The organism is Methanofollis ethanolicus, assembly GCF_001571385.1.
Classification (GTDB): Archaea; Halobacteriota; Methanomicrobia; order Methanomicrobiales; family Methanofollaceae; genus Methanofollis; species Methanofollis ethanolicus.
Genome location: NZ_BCNW01000001.1, coordinates 94379 through 111116, shown reverse-complemented (window position 1 = coordinate 111116; position 16738 = coordinate 94379). Strand labels below are relative to the sequence as shown.

Sequence of the window (16738 nt, the reverse complement as noted above, 5' to 3'; positions counted from 1 at the left end):
ATGGTTGAAGTGACGATCGACGGGCAGAAAATCGAGGTTGAGATGGGGACGACCGCCCTTGAGGCGGCGAAGTCCCTCGGGATCGAGATCCCGACTCTCTGTTACCATCCGGGTCTGCCGCCCGACGGCAACTGCCGCCTCTGTCAGGTCGAGATCATTGACAGGGGGAGGAAGAGCCTTGCCATTTCGTGCATGTACCCGATCAGAGGGCCGGTCGAAATTCTCACCGACACGCCATCGGTCAGGAAGGCAAGGAAATTCGTCATCCGCCTCCTCCTTGCCCGCTCACCCCGGTCTCCGACCATGCAGAAACTTGCGAAGGAGTACGGCGTCGAACTTCCTGACGAACGTTTCGTGCAGAAAGGAGAGGTCGACCTCTGCATCAGGTGCGGCCGCTGCGTCCGCGCCTGTGCCGAACTTGGTAACGAGTGCATCGACTTTGTCTCCCGCGGCTGGGAGAAAGAGGTAAAGCCACCTTTCGGAGAACCTTCGAAGACCTGTATCGGCTGTGGTGCCTGTGCTGAGGTCTGCCCGACGGGTGCGGTCCTGGTGACAGAGGAGGGGGGCACACGCACGATCTGGGGGCGGACCTTCGATCTCGTCGCCTGCGAGATCTGCGGGGCGCGTTTTGCAACGAAGGAGCAGATTGCGGCGGCAAAACCAGAGGTGGAGTCGGTGGACGCAAGACTTCTCTGCCCCGCGTGTCGGCGCCGTGTTGAGGCACAGGCAATTGCCGGCACGGCGGGAGCGCATGGCGATGGCCAGTGAGGGGTTAATGAAACTCCCTCACCTATTCGGGTAATCCGAGCATACCCGATTAACACAATCAACACTATTTATCATTAAAAATTGAAAATACCTCTCAAAAACATGTTTTTAATGTCGGAATGTTTAAGTATCATATAATTATATGGTCAATCGAAGGAGTGTACAAGAATGGAAACAAATGAGAACCTGCTCCTGATCACCCCGGAGAGGTGCATCAGTTGCGGGACCTGTGAACTGGCCTGTTCTTTTGGGCATGAAGGGGAGTTCCGCCCTTCATCCTCCCGAATATCCGTCCTCCGATTTGAAGCCGGCGTGACCATCCCCATGACCTGCCTGCAGTGCGACAAACCTGCCTGTGTCGCCGCCTGCAAGACTGCCGCCCTCCAGAAGGACACGAAGACCGGGCTCGTCGGCGTCAATGCTGCGAAGTGCATCGGCTGCCGGATGTGCGTGATGGCCTGTCCCTTCGGCAACATCACGTACAGCGCCACGGCCAGGCAGCCGCTGAAGTGCGACCAGTGTGGCGGCACGCCGATGTGCGCCGAGTTCTGCCCGGCAAAGGCGATCGAGTACCTGCCTGCCGACACGGCGACGGTCCAGAGGAAGAAGGCTTTCTCGGCGAAGATCGCCGCGGGCATCTCAGAGGTGAAGGTGTAAATGTACGGCTGGATTGGAAGAGTGCTCAGGGTCAACCTGGCCGAGGGCACCATCAAAAAGGAGGCCCTGAAGAAGGACGCCGCCGAGAACTACATCGGTGGCCGGGGCCTTGGCGAAAAGTACTTCATGGACGAGGTCGACCCGAAGGTGGACGCCCTCTCGCCCGCGAACAAACTGATCTTTGCGACCGGACCCCTGACAGGCACGATGGGCATCTCGACAGGGCGCTACGATGTCGTCGCCAAGGGACCGCTGAACGACACCCTCGCCTCCTCGAACTCGGGCGGCTATTTTGGCCCGCAGATCAAATATGCCGGATACGACCTGATCATCTTCGAGGGGAAGGCCGAAAAACCGGTCTATCTCTGGATCAACAACGACCGCGTCGAACTCCGCGACGCCTCGCACCTCTGGGGGAAGACTGTCTACGAGACTGACGACGCCGTGAAGGCCGAAACCGACCCCGACGCGGAGGTCGCCTGTATCGGCCCGGCAGGCGAGAAACTCGTCCTCTACTCCTGTATCATGAACGACAAGCACCGTGCGGCCGGGCGGACCGGCATCGGTGCGGTGATGGGCTCGAAGAACCTGAAGGCGATCGCCGTCCGCGGCACAGGCGGGATCAAGGTCGCCGACAAAGAAGGCTTCCTTACGGCGGTGCGTGCTGCACGGAAGAAGATCAACGACAACCCGGTCACATCCGCGGGCCTGCCGACCTACGGTTCGAACATCCTGGTCAATATCATCAACGAGTCCGGGGCGCTCCCGACCCGGAACTGGCGCGAGGCCTATGATCCCAATGCCGACAGGATCTCCGGCGAGACCCTCACCAAGAACCATCTCCTCCACAACAAGGGTTGTTCGGCCTGTGTCATCGGGTGCGGACGTGTTGCCCGGGCCCGGGGCAAATACAAGGAGATCGGCGAAGGACCTGAATACGAATCAGCCTGGTGTTTCGGATCCGACTGCGGCATCGACGATATGGACGCCGTGCTGAAGGCGAACTTCCTCTGCAACGAACTTGGGCTGGACACCATTACGATGGGCTCGACGATCGCCTGTGCGATGGAACTCGTCGACATCGGTGCCCTGGACCCGGCAAAGGCCGGCTACGACCTCAAATTCGGCAACGCCGATGCGATGGTCGAGCTGACCCGCGCTACCGCCTATCGTGAGGGCTTCGGCGACGAACTCGCCGCGGGCTCATTCAGGCTGGCCACGAAGTACGGTCACCCCGAACTCTCGATGACCGTCAAGAAGCAGGAGATGCCAGCCTACGACCCGCGTGCGATTCAGGGCATCGGCCTGGAATACGCCACCTCGAACCGCGGCGGCTGCCATGTGCGGGGCTACACCATATCACCCGAGATCCTCGGCCTCCCGATGAAGATGGACCCCTCGGTCATCGAGGGCAAGCCCGAGATCCTGAAGGTCTTCCAGGACCTCACCGGTGCCCTCTCCGCCTCAGGCACCTGTCTCTTTGCATCCTTTGCGATCGGCGCCGACGAGATCGCCGCAGAACTGAAGGCGGCGACAGGCATCGACTACACGCCCGGGAAGATCATGGATATCGGCGAGCGGATCTACAACCTGGAGCGGATGTTCATCGTGAAGAACGGCTACTCCGGGAAGGACGACAACCTCCCCCCGAGGCTCCTCAACGACCCGATCCCGGCAGGGCCGGCAAAGGGCGGTGTCAACCACCTTGGCGAGATGTTGCCGCACTACTACGAGATCCGCGGCTGGGACGCAGACGGCATCCCGAAAAAGGAAAAACTGGAAGAGCTCGGCCTGGCCGACCTGGCCTGAACTCTTTTTTTTATCTGCGAAACTTTTTCTCGTCCGTATTTTTCCGCCCGGGATGGTGCAATTCCTCCCGTCCTCTCCCGGCCTCAGGGTGTGCCTCGTCTCACATCGCCTCTTTATAAATCGCCATGACGTCTTCTTTGGTCGCTTTCCGTGGGTTGGTCAGGTTGCAGATGTCCTTCATCGCGTTCTCGGCCAGGGTCGGGATGTCCTTCTCCTGTGCGCCGAGTTGCTTCACGCCTGCCGGGATGCCGATGTCCGCGGAGAGCGTCCGTATGGCGTCGATGGCCTTGTTTGCTGCCTCGATGGTGGAGAGCCCCTCGACGTTCTCGCCGAGCGCCTTGGCGATGTCGACGAAGCGGTCGGGTGCTGCGATGAGGTTGAACTTCTCGACGTGCGGCAGGAGGATGGCGTTGCAGACGCCGTGCGGCAGGTTGTAGAAGCCGCCGAGCTGGTGCGCCATCGAGTGGACGTAGCCGAGGCTGGCATTGTTGAAGGCGATGCCTGCGAGGTATTCGGCGTGTGCCATCATGTCGCGGGCATGGATATCGTCGCCGTTTGCGACGGCCGGCCTGAGATACTTGCCGATGAGCTGGATCGCGGCAATGGCGGCTGCGTCCGTCGTCGGCGTGGCGATGGTGGAGACATAGGCCTCGACCGCGTGGGTGAGGGCGTCCATGCCGGTGGCGGCGGTGAGTGCGGGCGGCATGCTGACCATCAGTTCGGGGTCGTTGATCGCGACCTTCGGGGTCATCTTCCAGTCGACGAGGGCCATCTTGATGTGCCGGCGGGTGTCGGTGATGACAGCGAAGTTGGTCATCTCCGAGGCGGTGCCCGCGGTGGTGTTGATGGCGATGAAGGGCGGCAGGGCTTTGGGGACCTTTCCGCCGCCTTCGTAGTCGTATATCTCTCCGCCGTTGGTGACGATGATCCCGATGCCCTTGGCGCAGTCTATCGGGGACCCGCCGCCGGTGGCGACGATCATGTCACAGCCCTCTTTCTTGTACATCTCGGCGCCCTTGTGGACGGCGTTGTCGGTCGGGTTCGGCTCGGCGCCCGGATAGATCACGAAATTGACGCCTGCCCCCTTGAGAAGGGCGCCTACCTCCTCTGCGAGTTCTTTGCCGTGTTTCCCGATCCCGCAGACAATGAATGCCTTCTTTGCCCCAAGCATCTTTGCCCAGGTTCCGATATCTTTTACCGCTCCGGCACCCATGAGGGCGACCGGCGGGTTCAGATAGGTGGATGTCATCTCTTTTTCCCCCCTCACAGGCACCCCGCGGGGTGCCCTGCGATTGGTGACCAAATGTCTCCACAAATATATCATTTTGTTGGTTGGCGGGTAATTTTGCAGAATTTCCCATTATGTTATGGGCATAAATCTCCGTATGATCGGTTATTGGAATATTGTGACTATTTTTTTTAATTTGGCCTGTTTTCGTGGTTTAATTCTGTGGGGTGCCCCTGAATCTGTGGGTAGTTCGTGCTGTCTGGAGGAACCGGCGCCCGATTCTCTGGCTTTTCCTGGGTCGATGGCCTGTCTGAAAAAAAGGGTTGATGAATGCCTTTACCTGAAATAGACGCCGACATCTCGCATCTTGCTGAAGCGTGCAATGTTGATGACGAGGGGTGTGATCGCCTCGATGTACGGGGATACGGCGAGGGGCCCCGCGTCCAGTGCCTTCAACTTCGAGATCGAATTGACGAGTTCTATGACCACCGCCTTGGCGTCGGCATGATCGGAACAGACGCAGACCGTGTAGTCGAGGGGTTCGGAGAGTTTCTGCCACTTGCCGGCCGGGATGTTGTTGAAGGCGGCGACCACCTTCGACTGCGGCAGAAGTTTCTGGAGCTGCTGGGCGGCCGAACCCTCGGCCGGCGGGTTGTACTTGAAGAAGTCGGTCTTGACCATCGGGTTCATCAGGCTGATGATGACCTTCCCCTCAAGTCCCTTGACCGATTCGATGGTCTTTTCAAGGTTCTCGGTCGGGATCGAGAAGACGACGACCTCAGCCAGGTCAACCGCCCCCTGGTTTGTCGTCGGGACGAGGTCGAAGGGGAGGCCGAGCACTTTGAGTGCGTAACTGCACATTTCACAGGCCGCCTGCGCCTTCTCCTCAAGCCTGGACCCGATATAGACGGTGTGATTCTGCGAAAGGCGCAGCGCCATCCCCTGCCCTATGCCACCGGTGCCACCAATGATTCCTACGTTCATGGTCGGTGCATATCCTCTCCGAACTTTTAATATTTTGTGCAGGAGATATTTTCAATGACCGTCAGAATTTACCCGTGCGTGTGTTCATCGGGATAAATGAGATATCTCATTATTTTTCGACAGTCGTGCCGGCAGGATCTCCCGTCCCCGTCTCTCGAAACTTTTTTGTCTCTGGAACTCTGTTCACCCCCTGTCACGGGGGGTTGATATGGCAGAAACCGAGGAGCATTTAGCATCAGTGCAGAAGATCGTCGGGGTCTATCCGAGGGAGGCCAGGTATCTGCTCGCGGCGCTGCAGGATATCCAGGCGCATGAGCGGTACCTGTCCATCGAATCGATGAAAACGGTCGCCGACTATCTCGGCGTCCCTGAAAGCCAGGTCTTCAGTGTCGCCACATTCTATAAGGCCCTGAGCCTTGTCCCGCAGGGGAAGAAAGTCATCAAGGTCTGCACCGGGACGGCATGTCACCTGAGGGGTGCGCCCGGCGTCGTGAAGGCCGTCGAGGGGGCGCTTGGCATCAAGAACTGTGAGACCACCGCCGACGGCCTCTTTACCATCCAGACCGTCAACTGCGTCGGTGCCTGCGCGATGGCGCCGGTCGTCATGGTGAACGAGAAGGTGTACGGGAAACTCGGGCCGGCCGAGGTACCCGGCATGATCGAAACGGAGCGGAAGGATGAGACTGACGAGTAGCCAGGCACTGGAGACCTACCGCGCCTCCCTTCCGCAGAAGGGGGGAAGCGCCGCCGGGTGGGTGCAGGTCTGCGCGGGCACCGGGTGCCTTGCCTTCGGCAGCGCCGGTGTGCGCCAGGCCTTCGAAGATGAGGCGGAGAAACGCGGCCTGAAACTCGGTGTCACCTTCATGGCCGATACCACCGGCTGTCACGGTTTCTGCGAGAGAGGGCCTCTCGTGGTCGTCCAGCCCGGACACGTCTTCTACCAGCAGGTGAAGGTGAAGGACGTCCCCGAAATATTTGATCGGACGATCGAGAAGGGAGAGGTCGTGGACCGCCTGCTGTATCGCGATCCTGTCACGAAGAACCGCTACCAGACCGCGGAGAAGATCCCCTTCTATGCTCACCAGAAGCGGGTCGTCCTGCGGAACACGGGGCACGTCAACCCCTTCGAGATCGACGACTACATCAGGGTCGGCGGCTATGCCGGTCTTGCAAAGGCTCTCTCGATGGCGCCGGCCGATGTCGTGCAGGCCGTGAAGGACTCGGGCCTCCGCGGCCGGGGCGGCGGCGGTTTTCCGACCGGCGTGAAGTGGGAGTCGGCGGCCGTTGTCGAGGCGGAGAAAAAATATGTCGTTGCGAACGGCGACGAAGGCGACCCCGGCGCCTTCATGGACAGGAGCCTCATGGAGGGCGACCCGCACAGCGTCGTCGAGGGGATGATCATCGGCGGCTATGCGATTGAAGGCGATGCCGGCGTCATCTATGTGAGGAATGAGTATCCGCTCGCGGTCAGGCACCTCTCGCGGGCGATCGAGCAGGCGCGGGAGTACGGCCTCCTCGGCAAGGACATTCTCGGCAGTGGATTTAACTTCGATATCGAGATCTTCCGGGGCGGGGGGGCCTTCGTCTGCGGTGAGTCCACGGCCCTGATGACCTCAATCGAGGGGCGTGCCGGCGTGCCGCGGGTGAAGTACATCCGCTCCACAGAGAAGGGCCTCTGGGACGTCCCGACCGTCCTCAACAATGTTGAGACCTGGGGGAATGTGCCGGAGATCGTCCTCCGCGGCGCCGAGTGGTACAGGAGCATGGGCACGCCGAAGAGCACGGGCACGAAGGTCTTCTCCCTTGTCGGCAAGGTGAAGAACTCTGGCCTTGTCGAGGTCCCGATGGGCACGACCCTGCGCACGATGATCTTCGATATCGGCGGCGGCGTCATGAATGACCGCGCCTTCAAGGCCGTGCAGACAGGCGGGCCGTCAGGGGGATGCCTCCCTGAAGAAAAACTCGACCTGCCGGTGGACTTCGACGAACTGGTGAAGGCCGGGTCGATGATGGGTTCTGGCGGCATGATCGTGATGGACGACCACACCTGCATGGTGAATGTCGCCCAGTACTTCATCGATTTCCTGGTCGAGGAGTCGTGCGGCAAGTGCACGCCCTGCCGCGAGGGCCTGAAGGCGATGCAGACTCTCCTCCACGGCCTTACCTCGGGGACGGCACGGGCCGGCGACACCGCACTCCTGAAGGGGATCGCGGAGAATGTGCGGGACACGGCGCTCTGCGGCCTCGGGAAGACCGCGGCAAACCCGGTCATCTCGACGATGCACTGGTTCCCCGAAGAGTACGAGGAGCACGAGACGGAGGGGTTCTGCCGTGCCGGGGTCTGCAGCGGCCTTTATGCGCTGGAGATCGACCCCGAGTTCTGCACGGGCTGCACCCTCTGCGCAAAGGTCTGCCCTGTCAATGCGGCAACAGGCGAGAAGAAACAGACCCACCACATCGATATGGGAACCTGCATCACCTGTGGTTCGTGTCTGGACGCCTGCCGCTTCAGGGCGATCAAGGTCGTGAGGAGGGAGAAACATGATTGACGTCACGATAGACGGCAGGAAGGCCGCGGTCGAAGAGGGGACGACCGCCCTTGAAGCGGCGAAGGCCCTCGGGATCGAGGTGCCGACCCTCTGCTACCATGAGGGTCTGCCGGCTGACGGCAACTGCCGCCTCTGCCAGGTCGAGGTCGTCGACCGCGGGAGGAGGAGCCTCGTCATATCGTGCATGTACCCGATCAGGGGGCCGGTCGAGATCCTCACCGATACCGAGGACGTGAGGAGGGCGAGAAGCTTCGTCATCCAGCTCCTCCTCGCCCGTTCCCCGAAGTCCCCGGTCCTCCAGAAACTTGCGGAGACGTACGGCGTCGAACCTCTCGACGAGCGTTTCGTGCAGAAAGGGGAGGTTGACCTCTGCATCAGGTGCGGCAGATGCGTCCGGGCCTGCGCCCTGCTCGGCACCGACTGCATCGACTTCGTCTCCCGCGGCTGGGAGAAGGAGGTGGACACCCCCTTCAGGGAACCCTCTATGGACTGCACCGGCTGCGGTGCCTGTGCCGAGGTCTGCCCCACAGGTGCGATCCTGGTGACAGAGAAGGAAGACACACGCACGATCTGGGGGCGGACCTTCGAGCTCGTCGCCTGCGAGATGTGCGGGGAACGCTTTGCGACGAAGGAGCAGATTGCGGCAGGAAAGCCGGAGTTCGAGCTGAAAGAAGGAAGAATACTCTGCCCGCGGTGCCGGCGGATCGCGGAGGCGAGGGGGGCCGGAACAGGCCTCGGGACGAAGGAGAAAGACTGATGGGGTGTCGCCCCGATCTCCGCAATATTTCAGGTTTCTGGCGATTCGCCTGTAAAATGCGGATGTCTGACGTGAAAATTCTTAAACCAGAATTGCATACACATCCCGATCATAAGGGGGGAAGAAGATGGAAAAGACTGAAAACTTGCTGCTGATCACCCCGGAGCGGTGTATCGGCTGCGGAACGTGCGAACTCGCATGCTCGATCGGGCACGAAGGCGAGTTCAGACCCGCGGTCTCGCGGATCTCTGTCCACCGGTTCGAGGCCGGTGTGAACGTGCCGATGGCCTGCCTGCAGTGCGACAAACCCGCCTGCGTGGCGGCCTGTACCACCGGGGCCCTGGAGAAGGACGCCCTGACCGGGCTTGTCGGCGTCAATGCTGCGAAGTGCATCGGCTGCCGGATGTGCGTGATGGCCTGCCCCTTCGGCAACATCTCCTATAGCATGGCAGAGAAACAGCCCTTGAAATGTGACCAGTGTGGCGGCAAACCGCTGTGCGCCGAGTTCTGCCCGACGAACGCGATCGAATACCTGCCCGCAGACACGGCGACAGTCCAGAGGAAGAAGGCCTTCTCGGCAAAGATCGCCGCGGGCATCGCGGAGGTGGAGATATAATGCACGGATGGATCGGCACGGTGCTCAGGGTCAACCTGACCGAGGGCACCGTCACGAAGGAGGCCCTGAAGAAGGACGCCGCCGAGAACTACATCGGGGGCCGGGGCCTTGGCGAGAAGTATTTCATGGACGAGGTCGACCCGAAGGTGGACGCCCTCTCGCCCGCGAACAAACTTATCTTTGCGACCGGACCACTGACGGGCACGATGGGCATCTCGACAGGGCGCTACGATGTCGTCGCCAAGGGACCGCTGAACGACACCCTCGCTTCCTCGAACTCAGGCGGGTATTTCGGGGCTGAGGTAAAGTATGCCGGATACGACCTGATCATCTTCGAGGGCAAGGCGGCAAAACCGGTGTACCTCTGGATCAACAACGGTCATGTCGAGATCCGCGACGCCTCGCACCTCTGGGGGAAGACGGTGTACGAGACCGACGACGCCATCAGGGCCGCGACCGACCTCGAGGCCGAGGTCGCCTGTATCGGCCCGGCCGGCGAGAAACTCGTCCGGTTCGGCTGCATCATGAACGACAAGCACCGTGCGGCCGGGCGGACCGGCATCGGTGCGGTGATGGGCTCGAAGAACCTGAAGGCGATCGCTATCCGCGGCACAGGCGGGATCAAGGTCGCCGACAGAGATGAGTATCTCAAAATTGTCAGGGCGGCCCGCAAAAAGATCGCTGAAAATCCGGTCACCTCCGCGGGTCTGCCGACCTACGGGTCAAACATTCTGGTCAACATCATCAACCAGACCGGGGCCTTCCCGACGCGGAACTGGCAGGAGGCCTACACGGAGGAGGCAGACAAAATCTCGGGCGAGACCCTCACCGGTGCGCACCTCCTCCACGGCAAGGGCTGCGGGAGTTGCGTCGTCGGCTGCGGCCGGGTCGCGAAGGCGAGGGGGAAGTACAACGAGGTCGGCGAGGGGCCCGAGTACGAGACCGCCTGGGCCTTCGGCGCCGACTGCGGGATCTTCGACATGGACGCTGTGCTGAAGGCGAACTTCCTCTGTAACGAACTCGGGCTGGACACCATCTCGATGGGCTCGACGGTCGCCTGTGCGATGGAACTCTACGAGATCGGGGCTGTCGACCAGAAGAAGACCGGCTATGACCTGCGGTTTGGCAATGCCGATGCGATGGTCGCCCTGACTCGCGCAACCGCCTACAGGGAGGGCTTCGGGAACGATCTTGCCGAGGGCTCTTTCAGGCTTGCCACGAAGTACGGTCATCCCGAACTCTCGATGACCGTCAAGAAGCAGGAGATGCCTGCCTACGACCCGCGTGCCGTGCAGGGCATCGGCCTGGAGTACGCCACCTCGAACCGCGGCGGCTGCCATGTACGGGGCTACACCATCTCGCCCGAGGTGCTCGGCCTGCCCATGAAGATGGACCCCTCTGTCATCGAAGGGAAGCCCGAGATCCTCAAGATCTTCCAGGACCTCACAGGTGCCCTCTCCGCCTCGGGGACCTGCCTGTTCTCGTCTTTTGCGATCGGCGCCGACGAGATCGCGGCCGAACTGAAGGCGGCGACAGGCGTCGACTACACCACCGAGAAGGTGATGCAGATCGGGGAGAGGATCTGGAATCTGGAGAGGATGTTCAACATCAAAAACGGCTACTCGGAGAAGGACGACACCCTGCCGCCGAGGCTCCTCAACGACCCGATCCCGACCGGGCCGGCCAAGGGGCAGGTCAGCAGGCTTCCCGAGATGCTCCCGAAGTACTATGAGATCCGCGGCTGGGACAAACACGGCGTACCGAAAAAGGAGAAACTCACCGAACTGGGGCTGAGCCACCTGGCCTCCTGATCTTTTTCTTTTTTTGGACCGGCGAACCGCCCCTGATGGGAGCTCTCTGAATATCTTGCAGGTTTTTTGATGAGGTGGACTGGCAGTTGCCTTTTTCTGCATCCTCTTCAATCCCTGCCTGAACAGGAGAAGAACGCCGGCTTTTCCCGGGTACTTCTCTCAGTATTCCGTGATTCCACGACCGTTCCCTGGACAATGCCTGCCTGGACGAGGACAAGCACCGCAATGGCTCCGCCTATGGCAAATATTGTGGCGAACGCTGTCCCCGCGGGTGCACCACTATGGCCGACAAGGGCGATGCCGGTTATCAGGGGGCCGAGGGTGCCGCCGACGCTCTGGAGGGTGTGGATGAGGGCCGAGGCCGTCGTCAACGTATCCCGCGGAGCGGCGGCGACGACGACGATATTGTCGACAGTCAGGAGGACCGACATCCCTGCAGAGATGGCTGTCCACACCAGGACCAGGACAGGCACCGAGAGGGGGAAGACAATGAGTGCGCCGCACCCGATAGCGATCTCCAGGGCACCGATGGCGAACGCGAACTGAAAACCCTTTTTCTGCACGATTTTGCCTGCAACCACACCGGAGATCATGTCGGCCACTGTCCCCGGGACCATGATGAGGCCGACTGAGAAGGCGGTGAGGCCGAGTCCTGCCGGACTCTCTATGATGTAGGGCATCGACTGGAGGAGGAGGAAGAAGAGGAGCATCACGACCATGTCGTTGATGCAGACGGTTCTGACCGGGGATTTAAGGAAGAATCCGGCATTGAAGATGGGGTCGTCGGCCTGCCCTTCCCTGTGCAGGAAGAGGATGAGAGCGCCGAGAGCAAGAGCGAAGAGTGCCGCCACTGTCGGTCCGGGGAGTCCGGAGGGGTCCCAGAGGGAGAGGGCGATCATCCCGCCGAGGATGGCGAGAGAGAAGAGGGCCGTGCCTGCAAGGTCGACGCCGCGCCCCCCTCTCACAGGAGAAGGTCTGACAATAATCGCGGCCGCGAGGACGAGGAGCACGGCCACCGGTGCCATCCCGTGGTAGCAGGTCTGCCAGCTGTACTGCTCGACGATATAGGCGCCGGCGAGCACACCGGCAAAAGTCCCGGCGCCGTCTGTCGCGGCGACAAGCCCGATCGCGGACGGGACCAGACGTTCGGGGACCTGTTCTGCGATGAGAGCACAGGCGATAGGGCCGACTGCAAGTCCGGCGCCCTGAAGGGCCCTGCAACAGAGAAGAGAGAGCATGTCCTCTGCAAAGCCGCCGCCGATTGCCCCTGCGGCATAGATCGAGAGGCAGATGATAAGGAGGCGCTTTTTTCCGTACCTGTCGCCGAGGACGCCGATGGCCGGGATTGTCATCGCCCCGACGATCATCATGGCCGGGAGTATCCAGGCGGTGAAGACAGAAGATACGCCGAATTCGGCTTCAATAACCGGAAATGCGGCGATAAGCATTGCCTCGCCTGCCATGACCACCATGGCGGCGGTACAGAGGAGGGCGAGGAGCATCCATGGATAAGGGGGTGTATTCTTGTTTTTATGGTTAAATAACATGTTTTGCGGGGTTTTAGTGTTCAACAGTCCCTTTATACTGGGGCCTGAAACCACATAGTGCTTCCCCGCGCCGCCCTATGCCTGCACGTCCCCCCGCACGAGCGGTCTGGAGAGGTGCCTCCGCGCCGTCGGCGGCACCTCGAACCACCCCGTCTGTATGGCCCGCGGTCTCGTGGAGATCTCCGGTTCCTGTGATCTCGCCCCGCAGGTCCGGCACTTATATCCCTTTTCTTTTCCGGCAGATGTCATCCGCGTGCCGCAGTCCGGGCAGATCGGTGACCTGACCATCGTGTCCTCTGCAAGGGCGTCGATGTGAATTTTTTCAAGGTTGAGGGTCCCGTTCTTGTAACTCCCGCAGACGAGGAGTGTGTCACCGGGCACAAGTGCCCGCACGATATCCCTGAACCCCTTCGTCGGTTCAAAGGCCATGCAGGTGAGACGCCGGTCCTCCTCTTCCATGACGAGCATGACATGCCCGCCTTCGCCGGTCACCGGCCTTTCCACAACTCTCCCGGGGACGCGGTATGACCTCCCCTCCAGCAGGGACCCGATCCTCCCGTTGACCAGGTGGGCGTCCGTGCCCTGGTTCGTTACCCACACCTGCTCGATTTCGGTCTCTTCCGCCCGGATCAGGGCCCGCGCCCGCGTCACCCATTCCGGGCTCTCGCCGCGGATACCGAAGAGGGCCGGGTCAGGAGTGTGGGGGACGCAGACGACGACATCCTGTGTCCGGTCCACCGAATCCCAGGTGTGCGGCCAGGTCGCCGCCTCGGCAGCAAAGACCGACGCCCTCTCGACGTCACGCGGCGTCCCCCAGGACGCCGCGCGCCGGTACGCCAGGAGTTCCCATGTCCTGTCTGGGAGGACGCTTGCGACCGCCGCGGTCGCCCCGATGAGGCCCCGCCCGTTTTTCCAGCCGCGGTACAGCGCCCCCTCCCTATCGAGGATGGCCCGCGCCTCCTCGATAGTGCAGAAGTCCTGCGCCGCTTTCCAGTAGAAGGCCGGGTCAGGGCGGTGCTCTGCCACGACAAGACCGGGGTTGGTGTTTGTGCAGGAGAAGTCCGCGAGATCCTCGACAAGCCCCGACGCGAGGGAGAATGCCTCGTCCCTGTCGCCTTCGACCTCAATGCAGACCGCCGCGTTTCCCCGCGTCTTGAAGGGTGCGTTCGGGTTGAGCCTGACCAGCCTTGTCTCGAAGACTCTCATTCCGGCCTGACCGAGGGCCCTGATCAGCCGCGCCCCCAGGTAGGTGGTGCACATGCCTGCAGGCGAGTCGGTGTCGTCAATCCCTATGAACATGAAGCGATTATTTATTAGGATGTCGTACTATATCCACCTTTAACGAGTACCTATGTCACAGGAACGTCTCCTCGATATGGTCATCAGCGTCATGCTGACGGCAGGCTATGAGGTCTCCGAGCGGTGCAGCCTCCGCCCTCGCTCTTTCGACCTTATTGCAGGAAAAAGGGGCGTCCTTCTTGTCATCAAAGTTGTCTCCCACATCGATTCTGTGTCGGAGGAGATCTCCTGTGATCTCGACGCCATCGCCCGCCACCTCGGCGCCTCTCCCCTCATTATCGGTGAGAGAGCACGTGACGCCGACCTTGAACGCGGCACCGTCTATGTGCGCTACGGCATCTACGCGATCAGCCCGGCGACCCTGTACGACTTCCTGGTGGAGAGCGTGCCCCCCCTCATCTATGCCCAGCCCGGCGGGCTGTACGTGAACATCAACGGGGACATGCTCAAGGGTCTCAGGGAGAGGAGCCAGCTCTCCCTCGGAGACCTCGCCCGCCACCTCGGCGTCTCCCGCCGGACGATCAGCAAGTACGAAGATGGTATGTCCACGACCCTGGACGTCGCGATCCAGCTTGAGGAACTCTTCGACGAGGCCGTGGTCGAGGCGATCGATCTTCTCTCCTATATCCCTGCTCCACCGGAGGCCCGGGACCCGGCGACCGCATCGGTCCCTGCTGATTTCGAGCGGATGGGCATCGAGATCCACCAGATGCGCCGCGCCCCTTTCCAGGCGCTCGCCGTCATCCAGGAAGAACGGATCCTGACCTGTTTCGGCACGGCCCAGAAGACGGTCAAGCGCGCTGCCCTCATCGGGAACATATCCCAGGTCGCCGGAGCCTATGCGATGTGCGTCATTTCAGACTATACGAAGAAAAAGAGGATCGGTAGGACCCTTGTTATCGGAGAAGAGCAGTTACGCACTCTTGAAGACGGTTCCGACCTCATCGAGATGATCCACCAGTAACAAATTATATATAGAACTACAAACCAACTATTCTAGCGCTACACTATATGGTGATTCACATGTCGCAGCAGATGGGAGGACAACCAATCCTTATTCTTAAAGAGGGAAGTTCCCGCACCCGCGGGAGGGACGCGCAGAGCATCAACATCGCCGCAGCCAAGGCCGTTGCCGGCGCTGTCAGGACGACTCTTGGTCCGAAGGGCATGGATAAGATGCTCGTCGACACCATCGGCGATGTCGTCATCACGAACGATGGCGTGACCATCCTCAAGGAAATGGACATCGAGCACCCGGCCGCCAAGATGATGGTCGAGGTCGCAAAGACTCAGGACGACGAGGTCGGCGACGGTACCACCACCGCAGTCGTCGTGGCCGGCGAGCTTCTCAAGCGCGCCGAGGACCTCCTCGAGCAGGACGTCCACCCGACGGTCATTGCCCACGGTTACCGGATGGCGGCCGAGAAGGCGATCGAGATCGTCAGAGAACTTGCCATCGACGTCAAGCCCGGCGACTCCGAGATCCTGATGAAGATCGCTGGTACCGCCATGACGGGCAAGGGCGCAGAGGCCGCAAAGGACAAGCTCTGTGACCTCGTTGTCAGGGCCGTCACCATGGTCGCCGACGAAGACGGCACCATCGACCTCGACTACGTGAAGGTTGAGAAGAAGGTCGGCGGTTCCATCGAGGACTCCAAGATCGTCGAGGGCGTGCTCATCGACAAGGAGCGCGTCCACCCGGCGATGCCGAAGAAGGTCGAAGACGCAAAGATCCTCCTCCTCAACGCCGCGGTCGAGTTCAAGAAGACCGAAGTCGACGCCGAGATCAACATCACGAGCCCCGACCAGCTCCAGATGTTCCTCGACGAGGAAGAGCGGATGATCCGGAACATCGTCGACAAGATCGTCGCCTCCGGTGCAAACGTCCTCTTCTGCCAGAAGGGCATTGACGACATCGCCCAGCACTACCTTGCGAAGGCCGGTGTCTTTGCCGCTCGCCGCGTGAAGAAGTCCGACATGGAGAAGCTCTCCCGTGCAACCGGTGCGAACCTTGTCTCCTCCATCGACGCCATCACCCCCGATGAACTCGGCTTTGCCGGTATCGTCGAGGAGAGGAAGGTCTCTGGTGAGGACATGACCTTCGTCGAGAAGTGCAAGAACCCGAAGGCGGTCTCCATCATCATCAAGGGCGGCACCGAGCACGTCGTCGACGAGCTTGACCGCGCTATGGAAGATGCCCTCCGTGTCGTCGAAGTCGCTCTTCGCGACAAGAAGTTCGTCGCTGGCGGCGGCTCCCCCGAGGTCGAACTCTCCCTGCGGCTCCGCGAGTACGCCGCGACCGTCGGTGGCCGGGCCCAGCTCGCCATTGAGTCCTTTGCGAACGCCCTCGAGATCATCCCGAGGACCCTTGCCGAGAACGCCGGTCTCGATCCGATCGACATCCTTGTCGAACTCCGTGCGGCCCATGAGAAGGGCCAGAAGACCGCGGGCCTCGATGTCTACTCCGGCAAGGCCGGCGACATGCTCAAAATGGGCGTCGTCGAGCCCCTGCGCGTGAAGACCCAGGCACTCAACTCAGCCGCCGAGGCGGCCGTCATGATCCTCAGGATCGACGACGTCATCGCCTCCTCCAAGTCTGCCGGCCCCTCCCCTGAGGAAATGGCAGCCATGGGCGGCGGCATGGGTGGAATGGGCGGCATGCCCCCGATGTAAACCTGAATTTTTATCCCTGGCCAAAAAAGGCCACCTTTTT

14 protein-coding genes are annotated in these 16738 nt (G+C 61.1%); 10 read left to right on the top strand and 4 right to left on the bottom strand.

The genetic code is table 11. The features are described from left to right. From MEFOE_RS00550 to MEFOE_RS00540, 3 genes are all read left to right on the top strand, one after another. Complete coding sequence (locus MEFOE_RS00550) at positions 1 to 768, top strand: 2Fe-2S iron-sulfur cluster-binding protein (protein ID WP_067046797.1); 768 nt, start codon at positions 1 to 3, stop codon at positions 766 to 768. A gap of 168 nt (positions 769 to 936) precedes the next feature. Next, positions 937 to 1425: a 4Fe-4S dicluster domain-containing protein gene (locus MEFOE_RS00545; RefSeq protein WP_067046794.1), complete on the top strand. Its 489-nt coding sequence runs from the start codon at positions 937 to 939 to the stop codon at positions 1423 to 1425. After that, entirely contained in the window at positions 1426 to 3234 is a 1809-nt protein-coding gene (locus MEFOE_RS00540; RefSeq protein ID WP_067046791.1) for an aldehyde ferredoxin oxidoreductase family protein, read from the top strand. It abuts the gene before it with no gap. A 100-nt stretch (positions 3235 to 3334) separates the two neighbouring features. On the opposite strand, the gene MEFOE_RS00535 is transcribed toward MEFOE_RS00540, so the two are convergent. Together MEFOE_RS00535 and npdG are read right to left on the bottom strand one after the other, a co-directional pair. Continuing rightward, entirely contained in the window at positions 3335 to 4483 is a 1149-nt protein-coding gene (locus tag MEFOE_RS00535; protein WP_067052799.1) for an iron-containing alcohol dehydrogenase, read from the bottom strand. A gap of 315 nt (positions 4484 to 4798) precedes the next feature. After that, positions 4799 to 5446, bottom strand: a complete 648-nt coding sequence (npdG, locus tag MEFOE_RS00530; protein ID WP_067046788.1) for an NADPH-dependent F420 reductase — start codon at positions 5444 to 5446, stop codon at positions 4799 to 4801. 208 nt (positions 5447 to 5654) lie between these two features. Between npdG and MEFOE_RS00525 the strand changes: the two genes are divergently transcribed. The 5 genes from MEFOE_RS00525 (at position 5655) to MEFOE_RS00505 (ending at position 11179) form a co-directional block, all read left to right on the top strand. After that, entirely contained in the window at positions 5655 to 6140 is a 486-nt protein-coding gene (locus tag MEFOE_RS00525) for an NADH-quinone oxidoreductase subunit NuoE family protein (RefSeq protein WP_067046785.1), read from the top strand. Beyond that, positions 6124 to 7995 carry an NADH-ubiquinone oxidoreductase-F iron-sulfur binding region domain-containing protein gene (locus tag MEFOE_RS00520; protein WP_067046782.1) on the top strand — a complete coding sequence of 624 codons (1872 nt, stop codon included), beginning with the start codon at positions 6124 to 6126 and terminating at the stop codon, positions 7993 to 7995. The genes MEFOE_RS00525 and MEFOE_RS00520 overlap by 17 nt, the downstream gene beginning before the upstream one ends. Then, a complete protein-coding gene (locus tag MEFOE_RS00515; protein ID WP_067046777.1) occupies positions 7988 to 8752 on the top strand; it encodes a 2Fe-2S iron-sulfur cluster-binding protein in 765 nt (254 codons plus the stop codon). Before MEFOE_RS00520 ends, MEFOE_RS00515 begins: the two co-directional genes overlap by 8 nt. Positions 8753 to 8879: 127 nt before the next feature. Further along, complete coding sequence (locus MEFOE_RS00510; RefSeq protein ID WP_067046774.1) at positions 8880 to 9368, top strand: 4Fe-4S dicluster domain-containing protein; 489 nt, start codon at positions 8880 to 8882, stop codon at positions 9366 to 9368. Then, positions 9368 to 11179 (top strand): aldehyde ferredoxin oxidoreductase family protein, encoded by a 1812-nt coding sequence (locus tag MEFOE_RS00505; protein WP_067046771.1) that lies wholly within the window; start codon positions 9368 to 9370, stop codon positions 11177 to 11179. Before MEFOE_RS00510 ends, MEFOE_RS00505 begins: the two co-directional genes overlap by 1 nt. Positions 11180 to 11286: 107 nt before the next feature. Here MEFOE_RS00505 and MEFOE_RS00500 read toward each other — a convergent pair whose 3' ends face one another. After that, positions 11287 to 12681, bottom strand: a complete 1395-nt coding sequence (locus MEFOE_RS00500; RefSeq protein WP_067046768.1) for an MFS transporter — start codon at positions 12679 to 12681, stop codon at positions 11287 to 11289. Positions 12682 to 12801: 120 nt separating this feature from the next. Continuing rightward, entirely contained in the window at positions 12802 to 14025 is a 1224-nt protein-coding gene (locus tag MEFOE_RS00495; protein WP_067046765.1) for a tRNA(Ile)(2)-agmatinylcytidine synthase, read from the bottom strand. A 52-nt stretch (positions 14026 to 14077) separates the two neighbouring features. Here MEFOE_RS00495 and MEFOE_RS00490 point away from each other — a divergent pair, with 52 nt between their 5' ends. Then, positions 14078 to 14989, top strand: coding sequence for a transcriptional regulator (locus MEFOE_RS00490; RefSeq protein WP_067046761.1), 912 nt, complete (start codon positions 14078 to 14080; stop codon positions 14987 to 14989). A 59-nt stretch (positions 14990 to 15048) separates the two neighbouring features. Further along, on the top strand, positions 15049 to 16698 hold the full coding sequence (gene thsA, locus MEFOE_RS00485) for a thermosome subunit alpha (protein ID WP_067046758.1): 1650 nt from the start codon (positions 15049 to 15051) through the stop codon (positions 16696 to 16698). Positions 16699 to 16738 lie beyond the last annotated feature (40 nt).

Excerpts from the sequence above, each read along its gene's own strand:
- MEFOE_RS00550 (WP_067046797.1), top strand. The coding sequence starts at position 1 with ATGGTTGAAGTGACGATCGACGGGCAGAAAATCGAGGTTGAGATGGGG.
- MEFOE_RS00545 (WP_067046794.1), top strand. The coding sequence starts at position 937 with ATGGAAACAAATGAGAACCTGCTCCTGATCACCCCGGAGAGGTGCATC.
- MEFOE_RS00540 (WP_067046791.1), top strand. The coding sequence starts at position 1,426 with ATGTACGGCTGGATTGGAAGAGTGCTCAGGGTCAACCTGGCCGAGGGC.
- MEFOE_RS00535 (WP_067052799.1), bottom strand. The coding sequence starts at position 4,483 with ATGACATCCACCTATCTGAACCCGCCGGTCGCCCTCATGGGTGCCGGA.
- npdG (WP_067046788.1), bottom strand. The coding sequence starts at position 5,446 with ATGAACGTAGGAATCATTGGTGGCACCGGTGGCATAGGGCAGGGGATG.
- MEFOE_RS00525 (WP_067046785.1), top strand. The coding sequence starts at position 5,655 with ATGGCAGAAACCGAGGAGCATTTAGCATCAGTGCAGAAGATCGTCGGG.
- MEFOE_RS00520 (WP_067046782.1), top strand. The coding sequence starts at position 6,124 with ATGAGACTGACGAGTAGCCAGGCACTGGAGACCTACCGCGCCTCCCTT.
- MEFOE_RS00515 (WP_067046777.1), top strand. The coding sequence starts at position 7,988 with ATGATTGACGTCACGATAGACGGCAGGAAGGCCGCGGTCGAAGAGGGG.
- MEFOE_RS00510 (WP_067046774.1), top strand. The coding sequence starts at position 8,880 with ATGGAAAAGACTGAAAACTTGCTGCTGATCACCCCGGAGCGGTGTATC.
- MEFOE_RS00505 (WP_067046771.1), top strand. The coding sequence starts at position 9,368 with ATGCACGGATGGATCGGCACGGTGCTCAGGGTCAACCTGACCGAGGGC.
- MEFOE_RS00500 (WP_067046768.1), bottom strand. The coding sequence starts at position 12,681 with ATGCTCCTCGCCCTCCTCTGTACCGCCGCCATGGTGGTCATGGCAGGC.
- MEFOE_RS00495 (WP_067046765.1), bottom strand. The coding sequence starts at position 14,025 with ATGTTCATAGGGATTGACGACACCGACTCGCCTGCAGGCATGTGCACC.
- MEFOE_RS00490 (WP_067046761.1), top strand. The coding sequence starts at position 14,078 with ATGTCACAGGAACGTCTCCTCGATATGGTCATCAGCGTCATGCTGACG.
- thsA (WP_067046758.1), top strand. The coding sequence starts at position 15,049 with ATGTCGCAGCAGATGGGAGGACAACCAATCCTTATTCTTAAAGAGGGA.